General features: G+C 65.5%; 15 protein-coding genes and 1 pseudogene. 4 read left to right on the top strand and 12 right to left on the bottom strand.

Annotated features, from left to right (window positions below; translation table 11 throughout):
• Positions 1 to 153, top strand: a pseudogene (locus EB812_RS11900) (integrase core domain-containing protein); the annotation flags it as partial.
• A gap of 124 nt (positions 154 to 277) precedes the next feature.
• Here EB812_RS11900 and EB812_RS05690 read toward each other — a convergent pair.
• The 11 genes from EB812_RS05690 to EB812_RS05640 all read right to left on the bottom strand — a co-directional run bounded on the left by EB812_RS05690 (position 278) and on the right by EB812_RS05640 (position 12,248).
• Positions 278 to 1,048 (bottom strand): class I SAM-dependent methyltransferase, encoded by a 771-nt coding sequence (locus EB812_RS05690; RefSeq protein ID WP_118230451.1) that lies wholly within the window; start codon positions 1,046 to 1,048, stop codon positions 278 to 280.
• A 154-nt stretch (positions 1,049 to 1,202) separates the two neighbouring features.
• Positions 1,203 to 1,388 carry a rubredoxin gene (locus EB812_RS05685; RefSeq protein ID WP_118230452.1) on the bottom strand — a complete coding sequence of 62 codons (186 nt, stop codon included), beginning with the start codon at positions 1,386 to 1,388 and terminating at the stop codon, positions 1,203 to 1,205.
• A 22-nt stretch (positions 1,389 to 1,410) separates the two neighbouring features.
• Positions 1,411 to 1,950: a bacterioferritin gene (locus EB812_RS05680; RefSeq protein WP_118230453.1), complete on the bottom strand. Its 540-nt coding sequence runs from the start codon at positions 1,948 to 1,950 to the stop codon at positions 1,411 to 1,413.
• 152 nt (positions 1,951 to 2,102) lie between these two features.
• Positions 2,103 to 2,549: a Fur family transcriptional regulator gene (locus EB812_RS05675; RefSeq protein WP_118230454.1), complete on the bottom strand. Its 447-nt coding sequence runs from the start codon at positions 2,547 to 2,549 to the stop codon at positions 2,103 to 2,105.
• 423 nt (positions 2,550 to 2,972) lie between these two features.
• Positions 2,973 to 3,956 (bottom strand): glucokinase, encoded by a 984-nt coding sequence (locus EB812_RS05670; RefSeq protein WP_118230455.1) that lies wholly within the window; start codon positions 3,954 to 3,956, stop codon positions 2,973 to 2,975.
• Positions 3,956 to 5,425, bottom strand: coding sequence for a D-glycero-beta-D-manno-heptose 1-phosphate adenylyltransferase (gene rfaE2, locus EB812_RS05665; RefSeq protein ID WP_118230456.1), 1,470 nt, complete (start codon positions 5,423 to 5,425; stop codon positions 3,956 to 3,958). Before rfaE2 ends, EB812_RS05670 begins: the two co-directional genes overlap by 1 nt.
• Positions 5,426 to 5,680: 255 nt before the next feature.
• Positions 5,681 to 7,630 (bottom strand): glycosyltransferase, encoded by a 1,950-nt coding sequence (locus tag EB812_RS05660; protein WP_118230457.1) that lies wholly within the window; start codon positions 7,628 to 7,630, stop codon positions 5,681 to 5,683.
• Between the two features lie 75 nt (positions 7,631 to 7,705).
• Positions 7,706 to 8,896, bottom strand: a complete 1,191-nt coding sequence (locus EB812_RS05655; protein WP_118230458.1) for an ABC transporter permease — start codon at positions 8,894 to 8,896, stop codon at positions 7,706 to 7,708.
• Positions 8,897 to 9,218: 322 nt separating this feature from the next.
• Positions 9,219 to 10,394 (bottom strand): glycosyltransferase family 2 protein, encoded by a 1,176-nt coding sequence (locus EB812_RS05650; RefSeq protein WP_118230459.1) that lies wholly within the window; start codon positions 10,392 to 10,394, stop codon positions 9,219 to 9,221.
• Positions 10,395 to 10,623: 229 nt separating this feature from the next.
• Positions 10,624 to 10,977: a hypothetical protein gene (locus EB812_RS05645; RefSeq protein ID WP_130957915.1), complete on the bottom strand. Its 354-nt coding sequence runs from the start codon at positions 10,975 to 10,977 to the stop codon at positions 10,624 to 10,626.
• 176 nt (positions 10,978 to 11,153) lie between these two features.
• Positions 11,154 to 12,248 carry a glycosyltransferase family 4 protein gene (locus EB812_RS05640; protein WP_118230461.1) on the bottom strand — a complete coding sequence of 365 codons (1,095 nt, stop codon included), beginning with the start codon at positions 12,246 to 12,248 and terminating at the stop codon, positions 11,154 to 11,156.
• A gap of 250 nt (positions 12,249 to 12,498) precedes the next feature.
• Here EB812_RS05640 and EB812_RS05635 point away from each other — a divergent pair, with 250 nt between their 5' ends.
• From EB812_RS05635 to EB812_RS05625, 3 genes are read left to right on the top strand one after another with little or no spacing between them, the layout of a single operon-like run.
• On the top strand, positions 12,499 to 13,512 hold the full coding sequence (locus EB812_RS05635) for a polysaccharide deacetylase family protein (protein WP_118230462.1): 1,014 nt from the start codon (positions 12,499 to 12,501) through the stop codon (positions 13,510 to 13,512).
• Positions 13,512 to 14,300 (top strand): alkaline phosphatase family protein, encoded by a 789-nt coding sequence (locus EB812_RS05630; RefSeq protein WP_130957914.1) that lies wholly within the window; start codon positions 13,512 to 13,514, stop codon positions 14,298 to 14,300. Before EB812_RS05635 ends, EB812_RS05630 begins: the two co-directional genes overlap by 1 nt.
• 14 nt (positions 14,301 to 14,314) lie before the next feature.
• The gene (locus EB812_RS05625) at positions 14,315 to 15,187 is read left to right on the top strand and encodes a DMT family transporter (protein WP_118230464.1); all 873 of its coding nucleotides are present in this window, start codon (positions 14,315 to 14,317) and stop codon (positions 15,185 to 15,187) included.
• 225 nt (positions 15,188 to 15,412) lie between these two features.
• Here EB812_RS05625 and EB812_RS05620 read toward each other — a convergent pair whose 3' ends face one another.
• Positions 15,413 to 15,994, bottom strand: coding sequence for a translation initiation factor 2 (locus EB812_RS05620; protein ID WP_118230465.1), 582 nt, complete (start codon positions 15,992 to 15,994; stop codon positions 15,413 to 15,415).
• Position 15,995 lies beyond the last annotated feature (1 nt).

The following is a 15,995-nucleotide window of genomic DNA, read 5'->3' as shown; positions in this document are numbered from 1 at the left end:
CGAAACGTACACCCACTCATGGAAAAGGGCAGCCAACTTGCCCATATGGACGCATCACTACAATTATTCGCGTCCTCACACGGCTCTTGGCAGGAAACCTCCGGCTTCAAAATTGGAGCGAGGGTGAACAACGTATTGACACTCTACAGCTAGAGCAGTTTACGAATGAAATGAGTTAATTGCTCTGCAAGGATTTTCTTGAAAATCCTTGCCACGAAATGCTCGCTTACGGCAGGCTTTTGCCTGCCGTAAGCGAGCATTTCAAGTGTTAAATACTCTAGCTGCCGCGTATCCAGTAGGTTTCAAAGCCGTCTTCCAGCCAACCGTCCTGCACGTTGGCGCAGCCCGCCTGTTTGAACAGATCGCGGTATTCCTTGCGGGTGCGCCGCCAGCCCCAGAACTGCTGCCGCCGGATGCCCAGAAAATGCAGAGCCCCCCGGATGAAAATCTTGATGGCGTTGACAAAGCTGCCGATGAACGAATCCTCTTCCAGAAGCGAAGCGGAAAGCAGGATGATCTCCCCGCCGGGCAGCAGCTGGGCGCGCAGTTCACTCAGCAGATGAGCGAATTCCCGCGTGGGAATGCCGTAATCTACCGTGGAAAGATAGATCATGTCATAGCGCACGTCCGCGGGCAGACAGGCGGGCGGCAGGCCGATGTAGATACGCTCGTTGGGCACGCGCTGCCGCAGCCAGCGCATGCTCACGGTGCTGGGTTCGTTGACGTGCAGCTCCAGATCGGGCATCTCGTCCAGTAAAACGTTTTCCATATAGCCCACGCCGCTGCCGATGGAGAGCACGCGCACGGGCTCGGTGCGGCCCGCCGGCTCCTGAACCAGCTTGGCGCGCAACTGCCCCACCAACCAACGGGCGTCCTTACGCTTGTTTTCGCGCCACTGGGCGGGCAGATCGTCCCAATCCTTGTAACGGCGGAACAATTCTTCATAAAACACAGCGTAGAACTTGGGTTCGGCCAAGTGAAAAAAGGAGATATGCGAGAATGAGGTAAAGGGAATGCCTTGCCAACTTTCCTGATAAAAACGCCGCACTGTTGCGCCTCCCGGAAGCGGGCCCGCGCCGCGCGCCCTCGCTCCTGCTTGTTGCAGCATACGCCAAGACGGCCATGGGTGCAATCAACCAGGCCCAACGAAAAGGCCCCGACAGCCTTGGAGCGGTCGGGGCCGGGAAAGGGGTAAGCCGAAACTAGCCTTCGCTCAGGGGACGGAACATCTTTTTGCCCGCCCCGCACACGGGACAGCGCCAGTCGTCCGGCAGATCTTCAAACTTGGTTCCAGCGGGTATCTTGTGCCTGCGATCGCCGCGATCGGGATCATACACATAGCCGCAGTTGACCGTCTGACAGCGCCACATATCCTTGGTATCGGCCATAGCTTGCCTCACTTGCCGCTTTTTATTCCGCAGCGGCGGTTCCGGTCACAAAGCCCTTGGAAGACGTGCCGGTGCTGGAAGGCGTGCCGGCGATCTTGGCAAGGTACGTATCGCCCAGGCGCTCGATGTGGCCGGCGATGTTGTCATAGTAGGTCAGGTGGGCCTGCTCTTCGTCAATAATGCGCTCAAACAGCCGGGCGGAAACAATGTCGCCCTGCTCCTTACAGACCTGCAGAAACTGGCTGTACGCCTCAATGGTATGGTCTTCCTGGGCGCTGTCGGCCCGATAGATGGCGGGCACGTCCTGCCCGGTGGCCACCTTGCCGTCTTTCTGGGTGGTGGGCTCGCCGCCCAGCTCCTTGATGCGTTCGGCAAAGGCCTCGGCATGGCGCATTTCATCAATGGCGATGAGCTTCATGTTGGCGGCAAGTTCGCCGTAATCCATGTCGTCCAGGCTGTAGTGCTGGTTCATGTACTGGTGGATGGCGAAAAGCTCCATGGCCCGGGCCTTGTTGAGCACTTCAACGACTTTTTCTTTCCGGCTTTCCCTGCTTTCTGCCATGATCTTCTCCTTGGTGGTTATGGGGCGGGCTGCCTCATTCTGTACAACGGCACGCCTGAGTCAGACCGGACGCGCCGCCGGACAACGCCGCCGGGCGGCGCTGTCCACGAGGCCGCGCATGCCTTTTTGCATACCCTTGTCGGCGCAAAGACTCAAGCCGTGCGTCGGGCGTCGTCATCCCCCCGCTCCGCAGCGGCGTCAACAGCGCGCTGACGGGCGCAGGCCTCGCAAATGCCGTCGTACTCCACGCGCGAATTGAGAATGTGGGCAAAGCCCTCCACCCGCATGCCTTCCACCGAAGGTGCTGCGCTGGTTTCCATCACGTCGCCGATATGGCCGCAGAAAACGCAGCGCACATGCTGGTGCGGGGACATGTCGCCGTCAAAGCGTTTGATGCTGCCGGCGGTTTCCAGACGGCGGATCTCGCCGCTGTCTGCCAGAAAATCCAGATTGCGGTACACGGTACCCAGACTTATCCGCGGCAGACGCCGCCGGACAATGCTGTACAGCTCGTCCGCCGTAGGGTGAGTGGCGGTTTTGCGCAGCTCTTCCAGAATTACCGCCCGTTGCCGCGTCATTCGGGTTTGTACTTGGGCCATAGCTCTTCTCCACTGATTTGTAATAAACATTATCGTTACTACAGAATGTTTGTCAAGCCCCGGCTGCGGTAACGATTTTTTTTTGAAACTTTTTTACCGGCGCGGCAGGACAAGCTGCAGCTTTTGCACGCCCCCTGCGCCCCCGCGCCGTCCCGCCCGGAAACGGCGTCCTCACAGGGCTCCGGGGCATTGCACGTTGTAGTGCCCTGGCGGCTGCGTAAGCAGCCACCCGCCATGGTGGCGCAAGCGTAACTTCAGCCGGTGCGCTGCAGGAGCTTGGCCCGTTACGACAAAGGACGTTACGGGCAAAGACAACAGCGCCAGCTACGGATAAAGACAGCACCGCTGTGTAGTTGCACGCCCCTGCGCCGGAACGAACATGCCGTAACCTTTGAGGCTACCTATTCTCAAAAGTAATCGACGCTAGGCCCGACCGCCCTTTTCGACAAGGTTTTGCCCGGCGCGGGCCGCACCCCACAACCCACTGTTTTCATTCTCCATAAGACGCACTGGCACAGGCGCGAACAGCGCGCGCAGGGGATTGGCGCGCTGCAATTCTTCGCCGAATTGGGAGCAGGTCAGACACAGAGGGTTACGGGCGGCAATGCCGCCGCAGACCCACAGTCCCCCCAGACTCAAGGCCGCATACATCCAGTTGCGGCAAAACCGGGCCAGAAAACGGGCGTACCACTGCAAAGTGGTCGTTTCCGACTGCAATGCCCGCGCGCCCACCACCGGGGGGAACAAGTACTCGCCGCTGAGAAAAAAATGCAGCTGGCTGAGCCCCTGACCAGAAAGCACATCTTCGGCGCTGATCCAGCTCTGCCCCAGATCCCTTTGCAAAAATCGCTCAAAATCGTGCTCCGGACGTCCAGAAAAGGGGAAGGCCGCATGCCCCGCCTCCGAAGGTACGGGCAGCCAGCGCCGCCCTGTCCAGACCAGCAGCGCCGCGCCCAGCCCCGTACCTGCCCCCAGCACGGCCCGCGCGGCACGGCCTTCCGGCCCTGCGCCTTCCGCCAAGCGGTCTCCGGCCACCAGCCGGGCGTCTTCTCCTGCCGGGGTGAGGGTGGCCAGAGCCGCCGCGGCAAAATCATTGCACAACAGGCAGCGACGCAAGCCGAACCTTTGCCGCGCCACGGCCAAGTCCAATTGCAGGGACCCGTTGGTCAGCCTGCCCCGTTCGGCGGCCACCGGTCCCGCCAGGGCCAAGGCCAGCACATCCTGGGGACTGAGCTCCAGGTCCAGGCGGTGCTGCAAGGTCCGCAACACAGCTTCCGTATCCCGCAGACCGGACGAAGGCATCCAGGACACGCGCTCCAGGCGCAACTGGCCGTCCTCCACAAAAAAACAGCCGAATCGGGCGTTGGTGCCGCCGATGTCGGCCGCCAGGATGCGCTGTCCGGCCATCAGCGCCGCGGCCCCCCGGCATGGGATCCATCGTCGATTTTACGCACAATGCCGGTGGTGCTGCAGCCGGGCGTCAAAGCGGCCAGAAACACGCGGCCCCCGGCGGCCCGCACCACGTCGGCCCCCACCACGGCGGCTTCGGTATAGTCGCTGCCCTTGACCAGCACGTCGGGCCGGATGGCCGTAATGAGCTCCAGGGGCGTGTCCGCGTCAAACAGCACCACCGCCTCCACCCCGTACAGGGCGGCCAGCAGCTGCGCCCGACTGCGCTCGTCCTGAATGGGACGGCTGGGGCCCTTGAGCCGGCGTACCGAAGCGTCGCTGTTGAGCCCCACAATGAGGTGGTCGCCCTGAGCCGCGCTCTGCCGCAGCAGGGAAACATGCCCTGGATGCAGTAAATCGAAGCAGCCGTTGGTAAAGACAACGGTTTCGCTTTTGCGCCGCCAGTCCTCCACTTTTTCCAGTAAATCCGGCAGGGCGTAGAGTTTAGGATTTTCTGCATTTTCGCGCAGGGCGGCGCGCAGTTCAGCCAAGGTCACGGGGGCGGTGCCCATTTTGCCCACCACCACGCCCGCTGCCGTATTGGCCACGCGCACGCTCTCTTCCCAGGCGAGCCCCTTAGCCACGCAGGCCGCCAGCACCGCCGCCACCGTATCGCCCGCGCCCGAAACGTCCGCCACTTCCCTCGCCCGCGCCGCGCAGCGGCAGAGCAGCCCCTGCCCCGCGTACAGCTCCATGCCCTTGGCCCCACGGGTCAGCAGCACCCGTTCCAGCCCATAGTCCGCGCAAAGCCGGGCAGCCAGGGCCGCGCGTTGCGCCGCGTCCGGCTCCGCGCCGCCGTCCTCGCCCCCGGCGCGCACAAATTCCGCACTGTTGGGCGTAACGCACTGTGCGCCCCTGTAGCGCCCCCACTGCCCGCCCTTGGGGTCCGCCAGCACGGGTATCCCTCTGACGGCGGCCGCCGCCGTCACCGCCGCGCAAAGGCTTGCCCCTTCCGCGTCGGCCAGCAGCACGCCCTTGGCGTAATCTGAAAGCACCACGGCCCCGCAGCGGGGCAGCAGGTCCAGCACACGCCCCCGCAGCCGGGCCAGTTCGTCTGCCTGCGGAGGGGCGCAGACTTCTTCGTCCAGGCGCAGCATCTGCTGCCCCTGGGCCAGAATCCGCGTTTTGCAGGTGGTGCGCCGCGCCGCAGAGTAAATCAGGCAGTCGTCCAGCCCCTCGGCCGCCAGGGCCGTGCGCAGTTCTTCGCCATCCGCGTCCCGTCCGGCCAGGCCCACCAGATCCGCCACAACCCCCAGACGCGCCAGGTTGCGGGCCACGTTGGCCGCACCGCCGGGGGCGGACCAGCGCCGCCCCACAGCCACCACCGGCACCGGAGCTTCCGGCGAAATGCGCCGTGCGCCGCCGGAAACGTAGCGATCCAGCATCACATCGCCCACCACCAGAACGCGCACGCCGTTAAAATCCATACCTACCTCTACACTACAATTTCAGACAGCTTCTGCCGCACGCCACGCCGAAAAGGCTCCGACAAAGCATTGCCCCAGGGCCTTTCAGCGCTGAGAACAGCCATTCTCAACGTTTTTACTACGCTCACTTCGGTGTTGAACAGAACAAATACAGTACGCCTGCCGCCCCGCCGCAACGGGGATCTGTCTGTGCGGCCGCCAGAACAATTTCACAGTGCGCTTGCCCTGAAAAGTATCATTGGTCTGAAAAACGTCTTACCTCTGCACAGCGCAGGCAGATTTGAACAGCTGCACAAAACGGGCTTCCGTGGCCTCGCCGTCCAGCAGGGCCGGCAAGGCCTGCCGGGCCGCCCGCCCGAGCCGCCGCCGTTCTTCCTCCGAAGCGGCCAAGGTCTCCAGCGCCCCCGCCAGAGCCTCCACGTCTTCCTGAGGCGTCACCAGGCCGTTTTCTCCCTGCCGCACGGCCTCCAGTTGACCGGGCAGATCGCTGACCACCACGGCCAGGCCGCTGGCCAGGGCCTCTACCAGGGCCGAGGGCAGGCCGTCCACATCGCCCTGAGGCGTCCGGCGGCCAGGCGCCACAAAAATATCCGCCCTGCCGTAAACGTCGGGCATATTCTCGTGAGGCACACGGGGCACAAAGCGCACCCGGCCACGCAGACCCAGCCGCCGGGCCAGCCGACGCAGGGCCATGCGCTCCGGCCCCTGCCCCACCACTTCCAGCTGAAAGGGCACCTTGCGCTCCGCCAGCAGGGCGCAGGCCCGCAGCAGCACATCGTAGCCCTTGCGCCGGGCCAGGGTGCCCACGGCCAGCAGATTGACGTCCCTACGGCCCGCAACGGGCATATCCGCGTCGTCTTCCGGCGGGGTGAGGGTCAGAGGGTCACGCAGCACAATGGCCTTGCCTTCGGCTTCGGGCAGCAGCCCGATCAGAGCCGCGCGGGTGGCCTCGGTATCACAGCGTACAAAGGCCGCATCGTGCACCATGGCCGCCCAGTCGCTGCCGGGGGCGGCCAGATCCCGCGCCCGGACGGCAAAGGCAAAGGGCGCCCGCATGAGGCGCGCGGCTACCCAACTGGCAGTAGAAGGCCCACGGGCCTCAGCCGCGTAAAAAAACTGGATGCCGTCCTGCACGCCCCAGCGGGCCAGCAGGGCCCCGGCGCAAAAGGCCTGCAGCTGCGCCCACCAGCCGCGGCCGTCCCGGCCGGGCCGTTGTCGCCAAAGCTCCCAGACCTGTGCCGAGGTGTCGCGCATATGCCGCAGCATGCCCGCAAAGGCCCCAAGGCAGCGCAGCCGACCCATGCGGCGCACGGCCAGAGGCAGGGCGTAGCCTTCAGGACTGCTCAGAAAGCCGCTTTCGCTCAGGGCGTAGATGCGCGAGAGCAGACCGGCCGCGTGCAGACGATGGGCCGCGTACATGAGCCCTTGACCGGCGGCTTCGGGAAAGCGTGCGGCCACCAGCGCGCCGCGCACCACAGGCGCGGGGCCCTGCAGCAGATTGTGCGCGTCCTGAGGCGGCAGGGGCGGCGGTTCGTGGCGACGGCACTGCAGCACGCCGTCTTCAAGGGTGTAGATGCTGTCGCAGTACTCAGCCATCTTAGGGTCGTGGGTCACCATAACCAAGGCCACGCCGCCCGTGTGGCAGAGGTTGCGAAAATTTTCCATGATCAGACGGCTGGTTTTGGCGTCCAGCGCGCCCGTGGGCTCGTCGGCCAGGAGGATGCGCGGATTGTTGACCATAGCGCGGGCGATGGCCACGCGCTGCTGTTCACCGCCCGAAAGACGGTTGCTGCGGTAATGGACCCTGGCCGAGAGGCGCACCAGCTCCAGGGCGCGGATGACGCGTTCCCAGCGTTCCTGCGGCGGCACCTGCTCATAGATGAGGGGGAACTCCACATTCTCGAACACAGTGGAGTGGTCAAACAGGTTGCTGGCCTGCATGATGAAGCCCATGTTGCCGCGCCGGAAGGCTGCTGTCTGCTCCCGGTTGAAGGCCAGTACGTCGGCGCCGAGGATCTCCAGGCTGCCGGCGTCAGGCGCGTGGAGCATGCCCAGCACGTGCAGCATGGTGGATTTGCCACAGCCGGAAGGCCCCATGATGGCCACCATCTCGCCGGGCTCCACAGTGATGTTGACCCCGCGCAGCACCGGCGGAAAGCCTTCGTAGCGTTTATACAGGTTTTGGGCGACGATTACCGGTGGCATGCTCCAACCTTGTCCGCCATTGACGGTTCCGCACGGCCGTCCGCCATGCAAAACGCCTGCGGGCGCAACACGCAATTACTCAAACCGCAGGGCGGTGACCACATCCATGCGACTGGCCTGAACGGCCGGGTACAAACCGCCGGCCACGCCGAGGACCGCAGAAAACACAATGCTGCCCACACTGCTGACCAGCAGCAAGGGGTAGGAAATATCCGTGCCCAGACTCCACGAGCCGATTTTTACCAGCAACAGGCCGATGGCAATACCCAGTATGCCGCCGGCTACGGACTTGCACAAGGCTTCGGCCAGAAACTGGGCCAGGATGTCCGCATCCGAACCACCCATGGCTTTTTTGAGCCCCACTTCGCGCGTGCGGGCGCGCACGGCGGCAAACGTGCCGTACCAGATGCCGAAGCCTCCCAGCATGAGGGAAGCGGCGATGCCCAGCCAGAGCAGAGCCTCCACCCACATAAAGGTGGTCTTGATGCGCGAGAGCTGATCTTCCTGGGTGCGGATCACCAGATAGGGCGCATCCTGGTGCGCGCGCACCACTTCGGGAATGCGCCGGACCAGGGGAGGCACGTCCTCCCAGCCTACGGCCCGCACAAACAACCGCGTCACCTTGCCGCTGCCCCAGTTGCGGTCCATCATAGTGGTGTAGGGCAAAAAGCCGCCCTGCCCCCAACCGCCCAGCATGACGCCGCTGATCACGCCCACCACTTCAAAGACGTCCTGATCCAGAAACAACAACTTGCCCACGGCGTTGGCAGGTTCGCCGTAGAGATTGCGCGCGCCCTCGCGGCCCAGCAGGCACACCCTTCGGCGCGCCGTCACGTCCTGATCGTCCAGCAGCCGCCCGGCCACCAGATCCAGAGAGTAGACCTCGGCAAACTCCTGGTCCACGCCGATAAAGTCCAGGGCCAGGGTTCGTTCGCCTTCGCCGCGCAGGGTAAAGGCCCTGCCGTTGCGGATGTTCTGGCTTACCATGCCCACGCCGGGCAGGGCGCGCAGGGCCGCCACCGTATCGGGGTAAAATTCACGCTGGGGCTGGCCGGGATACTGCCGGTCATCCATATAGACCTGAATGACGTTGACCCCGCCCATGAGCACCATGTCCTGACCCACCTTGTAGCGGATCTCGCGCCCCAGCACGGCCAGCACGATAAAGGCCGTAATGCCCAGAGCAATGGAAAGCATCACCCCGAAGCCGCGCTGGCGCACAACCTGCCTAAGGCTCACGCGAAAAAGGTCAGACATGGCAATCATGCGTCAACCACCGTCATCACCGTCATAAAAAAACTCCGCACGCCCGCCGGGACGCGTCCGCGACAACCGACGACCGGTTCTACGGGCAGCCAAGGGGCGAACCATACACAGCGCCGGGTACCTGTGTCAAAGCCACTGATCATTAAGAACTTTTTTATCCATCCTCCCGCCCGCTACAGAGGCGCAAGCGCCGCCTGGCCCGTTATGACAAAAATGTTACGGGCAAGTGCCGGAGCGGACGTCTGCTTACACAACCGCCAGAGCATTGCAAAATTGCGATGCCCCCAACGTTGCGCATGCGCATTTGCAAAAATGCCAGGCCCTACTGGCGCGAAGTCTCGCGCACTACGCCGCCGCGCCCCACCACATAGCGAATGCCTCGCCAGGCGATGCCCGTGGCCCCCACGCTGGCCGCATAGACCCGCGCAAACAGGCAGACGGAACGGCCATAGGCCCACAACCAGCGCAGCAGGGACACGGGGCGGGGCAAAAGCGCCCGCCAGAGATACAGGGCCCCGGCCGTAGCCGCCAGCCAGAACAGGGTCAGCAGCACGCCCGCGCCGCCGCCCAGGTGCAAAAGCCAGCCCAACAAAGAAAGCGCCGCGCCAAGCACGGGCACCGCCGTCATAACGGCCAGCAGCCCCAGCAGCAGCCACTGCCCCGGCATACAGAACTTCAGAAACAGCACCTGCCGGTCCATCCATGCCCGCCAGACGTGCGGGGGGTGATTGGCGGCCTCAGTACGCAACAGCGCGCCGGGGCACAGCCGCACACCCGCGCCGCGCACCTGCAGCAGGGCGGTAAGAGAGCAATCGTCCACCACGGTTTCAGACCACAAAGAGCGCACGCCGTACTTCTTGAAGGCCGCGCGACTCATGCCCATGGCCCCGCCCCAGAGCTGGGTAAAGGCCCCCATGGCCTGCAGCAGACGCATGAGCATGACGCAGAAGGCATAGCCCAGGGTGGCCGTCTGGCTGTCGCCTGGGTCCACTTCGTGGTAGCCCGTGGTAAAGGCCGCCTCGCCCCTGACCAGCGGCCCGGCCAGCTGACGCGCAAGGTCCGGGGCCGCCTGGTGGGTGCTGTCGCAGAACAAATAGACTTCCGCTGCAGGGCCCACAGCGTCCACCCCGGCCAGCAGATTGTGGTTCTTCTGCCCGCAGCCCTGGGCCGGACCGGCCACCACATGCCGCGTGGCCGGAAAATCCTTGCACAGCCGCGTTACAAGCTCTGCGGCGGGTTCGCTTTCCGTGGCTGTCACCAGCACGGGCGCAAGTCCGGGGTAGTCCTGGGTCAGCAGGCTGCGCAGGGCGCCTTCCATCCGCGGGTCCGCGCCGGCCACGGGCACGATGAGGGCCGCGGCAGGCCATTGCGCGTCGGGCATGGCGGCCGCCGCAGCAGCCTCCTCCCGCGCCCGGCGCGGCAAAGCCTCGCCTGTGCGGGCCAGAATAAACAACAGGGCGCACTGCCCCACCACCAGCACAAACCACAGCCAAAACATGGCAACACCTCCTCACTACCGCATAGTATCTTTGAGCGCCCTCATTCTCAAGGGCAGGCAAGGGGCCACTCCGGCGCGCAACCGTGTGGAGAGTCCCTTGCCCCTGGCGACAGGCCGCCCGTTGCACGAACGCCCGGAGCATTTCAGGGAAAAGGCTCCCAGCGGGGATTCTTCCCAGTGGCTTCACCCCGCGGCGGGGAACGAAAAAGCCTTTACCGCCCCGATGACCTCAGTCTGCTGCGGGCGGCGCGCAGTCATCGCCGGTCAAGGGCGCGCCCTGGATGCGACGGCCCTCCACGTTCAGCCGCAGACCATTTTTCAGATGGATCACGCCTTCCACCCGGTCCGCCGCCACCAGCCGGCCCTTAAAGGTATGCCCGGAACTGTGACGCGCTTTGACCACATTATCTTTGACGCTGCCGTCAATGTGGTAGACGTCCACCTCCCCATTGCGCAGGCGCAGATACACCACCCCGCGCACCGCCCCGGCAGCGGAAAAGCACACCCCTACCCGGTAGGTGGACGAAAAGATGGAGCCGGTCCACAGTTCGGTCACTTCCGCCGGCGCTGGAGCGACAGACATTGCGGGCGGGGCCGCGCCCTGTGCCCCCGGCTCCGTCCGGACAGGGGGAGGGGCTTCGCCCAACGCCGTCTGCGGACCGCAGAAAGGCCCCACACAGCAGACCGCCGCAAACAACAGGCAGACCCAGCGCCGCAGCAAGCCGGACAGCCCCGCACGTTCCGTATTGTGTGGCTGCATCACAACCTCTCGTCCGCAGCGGACATAAGCGTCTGGTGATCCGCTACCATCCGGGAAAAAGAAAAATCCCGTTGCGCCCTTTCCCGCCCCGCATGGCCCAAACGGGTGCAAAGGTCGTCATCCTCCAGCAGGCGGCAGCAGTTTTCCGCCAGGGCGTCAGCGTCGCCCGCAGCGCAGAGCAGGCCCGTGGTCCCTTCCGTCACCAGCCGGGGCACGCCGCCCACAGCCGTGGCGCACACGGGCAGACCGCAGGCCATGGCCTCCAGAAGCACGTTGGGCTGCCCCTCACGCACCGAGGCCAGGGCAAACAGCCGCGCCGCCGCATAGTGAGCCCGCATGTCCAGGCCGCCGGGCGTCAGCTCCACCCGCGCGCCCGCCGGATGTTCCGCCGTCCAGCGGCGCAAACGCGCCTCTTCCGGCCCGTCGCCCACCAGGCGCAGCCGCGCTTGGGGGTGGCGGGCCAGCACCTGTTCAAAGGCCCGCAGCAAGGTCAGATGGTCCTTGTCCTCGGCCAGACGCGCCACGCACAGGATCAGCGGACCGCGCTCCGCCACGGGCGGGGCCGCGGGCGCAAAAAATTCCGTATCCACCCCGTTGGGAATGTAGTGCAGGCGCACGGGCGGCACGCCCAGGTCCTCCAGTACTTCGCGCAGGGCCTGCGAATTGCAGATAAGTTCATCTGCCAGCCGCCAGAGCCAGCGTTCGTGCTGCCGCACAGGGCCGCCGCCGCCCCGGCAGGTGCCCAGCACCAGCGGCGCTTTGGCGCGGCCCAGCCAGGCCAGCCGCCCCCAGATGCGTCCCCAGATATTGGGCAGAGCCGTGCAGGGCACCAGCACGTCCGGCCTGAGCCGCCGCAAAGCCCTGGCCATGCGCAAAAAAAACAACGGCGGCACCCGCCGGCTGCGCCCCAGGTGATGCAGCTCTACCCCCCCCTGACGGGCCAGGGCGTCCAGGTCCGTGGGGCCGGTCAGGGTGAGCATGACGGGCGTGAAGCGCCCGCGGTCCAGGCGACGGGCCAGCTCCAGCATCTGCCGCTGGGTGCCGCCGAAACAGAGGTCTTCCATCAAAAACAAAACGCGCAGGGTCTGGGGCATGCTTCTCCTCGGTAAACCGGCAAAAAGGGCGCGCTGCGCGTTGGCGGTTCAAGGGGCTCCCTTGTCCGACGCGCGGGCAAGTCTGCCCCATATGCCAGTAGCAATCATTATGCAAACCCGGCCCTTTTGCAAGCGTCGGCCGTTTAGCGGCCGCCAGCGCCCGGCCGGACGGCAAGGCGCGCCCAAAAGAAAAGGCTGCGGCACGCCCAGGGACATTGCCTTGCGCGCCCCTTGCGCATAATATGCCGCCATGACCCAACTGCCCCCCCCTGCCGCCCCCTTGCGCGTCATTGTCAGCCTGGACGTGGAGGAAGAAGGCCTGTTTTCGGGCCGCTACGCCGCCACGGGCTGCGGCGTGCGCAACGTGGCCCTGCTGCGCGAGCTTGCCCCGCTGACGCAGGAGCTGGGCTTTCCCTTGACCCTGTTCTGCGCCCATACGGTTTTTGCCAGCGCGGAAGCCCGGCCCCACCTGGCCTGGCTGCGGGACCACTACGGCGCGGAAATCGCCGCCCACCTGCACCACTGGAGCACCCCGCCCCTGTCCGAAGGCCCCCTTGCCGACGGCCCGCCCCCGCGCACGGACACCCTGCCCCGGCCCCTGCTGCGGGCGCGCCTGCACACCCTGCTGCAGGCCGGACGCGACTTTCAGGGCGCGCCGCTGACCAGCTTTCGCATGGGGCGCTGGGACTGCAAGGCCGTGCTGCGGCCCCTGCTGGCGGCGGAAGGCATTACCCTGGACAGCTCCGTCTGCCCCCTGCGCGTCTTTGACCATGCCGGGCCGGACCACTTTCTGGCCCCGGCGGATCCCTATTGGGCGGAGCCCGCAACAACGCCGGACGGCCCTGCCAGGGACGCCCTGCTCATCTCCCCCATTACGCAGATTCCCATCCTCCGGCCCCTAGCGCGCTTGTGGCACTGGCTGGGCCGGGGCAAAGCGCGGACGGACAATTTCCACTTCTGGGGCGCGCTGAGTCCCAATCCCGTCTGGCACGCGGCCCCGGTCATGCGCGGCTGCGTCCGGCTGCACGCCTGGCGCGGCGGGCGGGTGCTGCACCTCTTTCTGCACTCTTCGGAGCTGCTGCCCGGCGCTTCGCCCAACGTGCCGGACACGGCGGCGGCCACGGCCCTTTACCGCAAGCTCTACGACTTTCTGGCCTGGCTCAGGGAAAGCCGCCCGGTGCGGGGCGTTACGGCCGCACAGTTGCGGGCCGAGGCTCCGGCCCTGGGTTTCGGCCCGCGTCCGGCCGGACCGGGGGACTGGTAATGGCCCGCGTCTGTCTGGTTCTGCTGGATGGCCTGAACGCGGCCACGGCCCGACGTTGCCTGACCGTGCTGCGCGCCCTGGAAGAAGCGGACAAAGCCCGTTATACGGAGCTGGACTGCGCCCTGCCGCCCCTTTCGCGCCCGCTCTACGTCACGCTGTTCAGTGGGCTGACGCCGGTGCAGAGCGGCATTCTGCGCAACGACGACCCGTCCCCCTGCCCCGCGCCCACCATTTTTTCTCTGGCCCGTGACGCCGGGCTGGTTACGGCGGCGGCCGCGTACCACTGGGTGCACGAACTCTGCAACGGAACGCCCTACGACCCGGCCCTGCACCGCCTGACGGACGACCCTGCCCTGCCCATAGGCCACGGCCTGTTTTACGACCAGGACGCCTACCCGGACCAGGCGCTGTTTGCGGACGCCGCCTGCCTCTGCCGCCGCCACGCGCCGGATCTGCTGCTGGCGCACAGCATGGGCGTGGACTACGCCGGGCACTGCCGTGGTGCGGACAGCCGGGCCTACCGTCAGGCCGCGCGGCTGGTGGACAGTCTGCTGGCCCGCTGGCTGCCGCAGTGGCTGGACGCGGGCTACGCCGTGCTGGTCACCAGCGACCACGGCATGACCGCCGATGGAGCGCACAACGACGTGACTGAAGAAGCCCGCCGCGTGCCCTTGTGGCTGGTGGGCCCGGCCTGGCAAACTCTGCCCCTGCCGCAGGCGCAGACCGGCGTGGCCGGCGTGATTCTGCAGGCCCTGGGCCTGCGCCCGCAATCGCCCGTCAGGGCCTGAGGACAAACCACACCATGCACATGCGCGGCTCCGTGAGCGGCTATATCTGGATTTTGCTGGCGGCCCTGCTCTGGTCCCTGCTGGGTGTGCTTTCCAAATTCTGTCTGCAGGCGGGCGTGGCCCCGCTGGAAACGGCCTTCTGGCGGGCGGCGCTCGGCTGCGCCCTGTTTTTCCTGCACGCCGGGCTCACGGGCGCGCTGCGCGTGCGCCCGCTCCACGCGCTCGCCTTTATGGCCTTCGGCGTCTGGGGCGTGGGGGTCTTTTTCGGGGCCATGCAGTATTCCATCAAGCTCAGCGGCGGGGCCACGGCAGTGGTGCTGCTGTACACGGCTCCGGTCTGGGTGGCGGTCTTCTCCCGCCTGCTGTTCCGCGAACGCATCACGGGCCGCAAGGCCACGGCCATTCTGGCGGCCCTGGCGGGCACGGCCCTGGTCTGCCTTTCGGGCGGCAGCCTGCCGGGCGAACCCTCAGCGGCGGGCATTGCCTGCGGCCTGCTGGCGGGCCTGTGCTATGCCACGCACTACCCCTTCTATCGTTGGTGGCAGCCGCGCTACGGCACTGCCGCCATCTACGCCTTTATGCTTCTGGGCGGCATTCTGGCCCTGACCCCCTGGGTGCCGCTGCCGCCTCACTACAACCCGACAACCTGGGGCTGGCTGAGCGCTCTGGGCCTGCTAACCTGCTACCTTGCTTACATCTGCTATGGCCAGGGCCTGCAAAAGATCAGCCTGGTACGGGCCGCCGTCACCTGTCACCTGGAACCCGTGCTGGGCACGCTCTGGGTCTGGCTGTTCTGGGACGAAACCTTTCCCCCGACGGGCTGGCTGGGCGGCGCGCTGGTGCTGGCCGCCGTGGCCCTGCTGAGCACGGACAGTTCGCGGGAATAGCGGGCACAGACTGCAGGCCACCGTTTCAAAAAAGTTACTGTGCCCACTTCGGTAGTTAAACGCGCAAACACCTTACGCTTCACCTGCAATGGCCCCAAACATGTTGCCGCTTTTTTTCTGAAGGAACGCAAAAGGCCCCGTCCGCCGCTTGGGCGACCGGGGCCTTGCAAATATTGCCAGGCTGACGGGCAATAACGATCAGAACAACTCCGTTTAAAAATTGCTCTAATATTGCCAGGAGCTGCCGTCGTAGCGGATCAGCTCGTTAAGCCGCCGGGACTTGACCTGATCACAAGAGGCGGTGAGGGCTTCCTTTCTGGACTTGCCGCGGCACTCAAAAACATTTTCGTGGTAGCGCACAAAGCCCACATACTGGCCTTTGGCGCCGGGGCGCAGTTCCGTACTCACGTTGCCGGTATCCACATCCACATACGACGCCACATATTCCTTACCCTGCTGACGCACCTGCTTTTCCGCCTTGGAAGGCACCACCGTACGCGCCGCCTGGGCCGCCAGGCGTTTGCCCACCATATCCAGCTCCGCAGCAATCTGAGCTTCGCTCTTGGGCGCGCTCTTCCCCCCCTTGGCTTTGGCGGTTTTGGCGGACTTCTCGGCCTTGGTGGCCTTGGCGTCCACCTTTTTGCCGGCTTTGGTCGGCGCCGAGGCGTCAGGGGCCGGGGCGGGGGCCGCAGTCTGCTCCTGAGGCTGCGCGGGGGGAACGTCTTTTTGGTCGGTATCGCCGCCAAACCAGGCGCAACCGCCGGTGGCAAGCCCCAAAGCCAATATACAAGCCAGCATATTACGCATG

Source organism: Desulfovibrio legallii, assembly GCF_004309735.1.
GTDB classification, from domain to species: Bacteria; Desulfobacterota; Desulfovibrionia; order Desulfovibrionales; family Desulfovibrionaceae; genus Desulfovibrio; species Desulfovibrio legallii.
This window is presented reverse-complemented; position numbering and strand designations above follow the sequence as displayed.

Bases quoted from the DNA above. Each gene is read 5' to 3' on its own strand.
- EB812_RS05685 (WP_118230452.1), bottom strand. From the start codon at position 1,388: ATGGCCGATACCAAGGATATGTGGCGCTGTCAGACGGTCAACTGCGGC.
- EB812_RS05680 (WP_118230453.1), bottom strand. From the start codon at position 1,950: ATGGCAGAAAGCAGGGAAAGCCGGAAAGAAAAAGTCGTTGAAGTGCTC.
- EB812_RS05675 (WP_118230454.1), bottom strand. From the start codon at position 2,549: ATGGCCCAAGTACAAACCCGAATGACGCGGCAACGGGCGGTAATTCTG.
- EB812_RS05670 (WP_118230455.1), bottom strand. From the start codon at position 3,956: ATGGCCGGACAGCGCATCCTGGCGGCCGACATCGGCGGCACCAACGCC.
- rfaE2 (WP_118230456.1), bottom strand. From the start codon at position 5,425: ATGGATTTTAACGGCGTGCGCGTTCTGGTGGTGGGCGATGTGATGCTG.
- EB812_RS05660 (WP_118230457.1), bottom strand. From the start codon at position 7,630: ATGCCACCGGTAATCGTCGCCCAAAACCTGTATAAACGCTACGAAGGC.
- EB812_RS05655 (WP_118230458.1), bottom strand. From the start codon at position 8,896: ATGATTGCCATGTCTGACCTTTTTCGCGTGAGCCTTAGGCAGGTTGTG.
- EB812_RS05650 (WP_118230459.1), bottom strand. From the start codon at position 10,394: ATGTTTTGGCTGTGGTTTGTGCTGGTGGTGGGGCAGTGCGCCCTGTTG.
- EB812_RS05645 (WP_130957915.1), bottom strand. From the start codon at position 10,977: ATGTCTGTCGCTCCAGCGCCGGCGGAAGTGACCGAACTGTGGACCGGC.
- EB812_RS05640 (WP_118230461.1), bottom strand. From the start codon at position 12,248: ATGCCCCAGACCCTGCGCGTTTTGTTTTTGATGGAAGACCTCTGTTTC.
- EB812_RS05635 (WP_118230462.1), top strand. From the start codon at position 12,499: ATGACCCAACTGCCCCCCCCTGCCGCCCCCTTGCGCGTCATTGTCAGC.
- EB812_RS05630 (WP_130957914.1), top strand. From the start codon at position 13,512: ATGGCCCGCGTCTGTCTGGTTCTGCTGGATGGCCTGAACGCGGCCACG.
- EB812_RS05625 (WP_118230464.1), top strand. From the start codon at position 14,315: ATGCACATGCGCGGCTCCGTGAGCGGCTATATCTGGATTTTGCTGGCG.
- EB812_RS05620 (WP_118230465.1), bottom strand. From the start codon at position 15,994: ATGCGTAATATGCTGGCTTGTATATTGGCTTTGGGGCTTGCCACCGGC.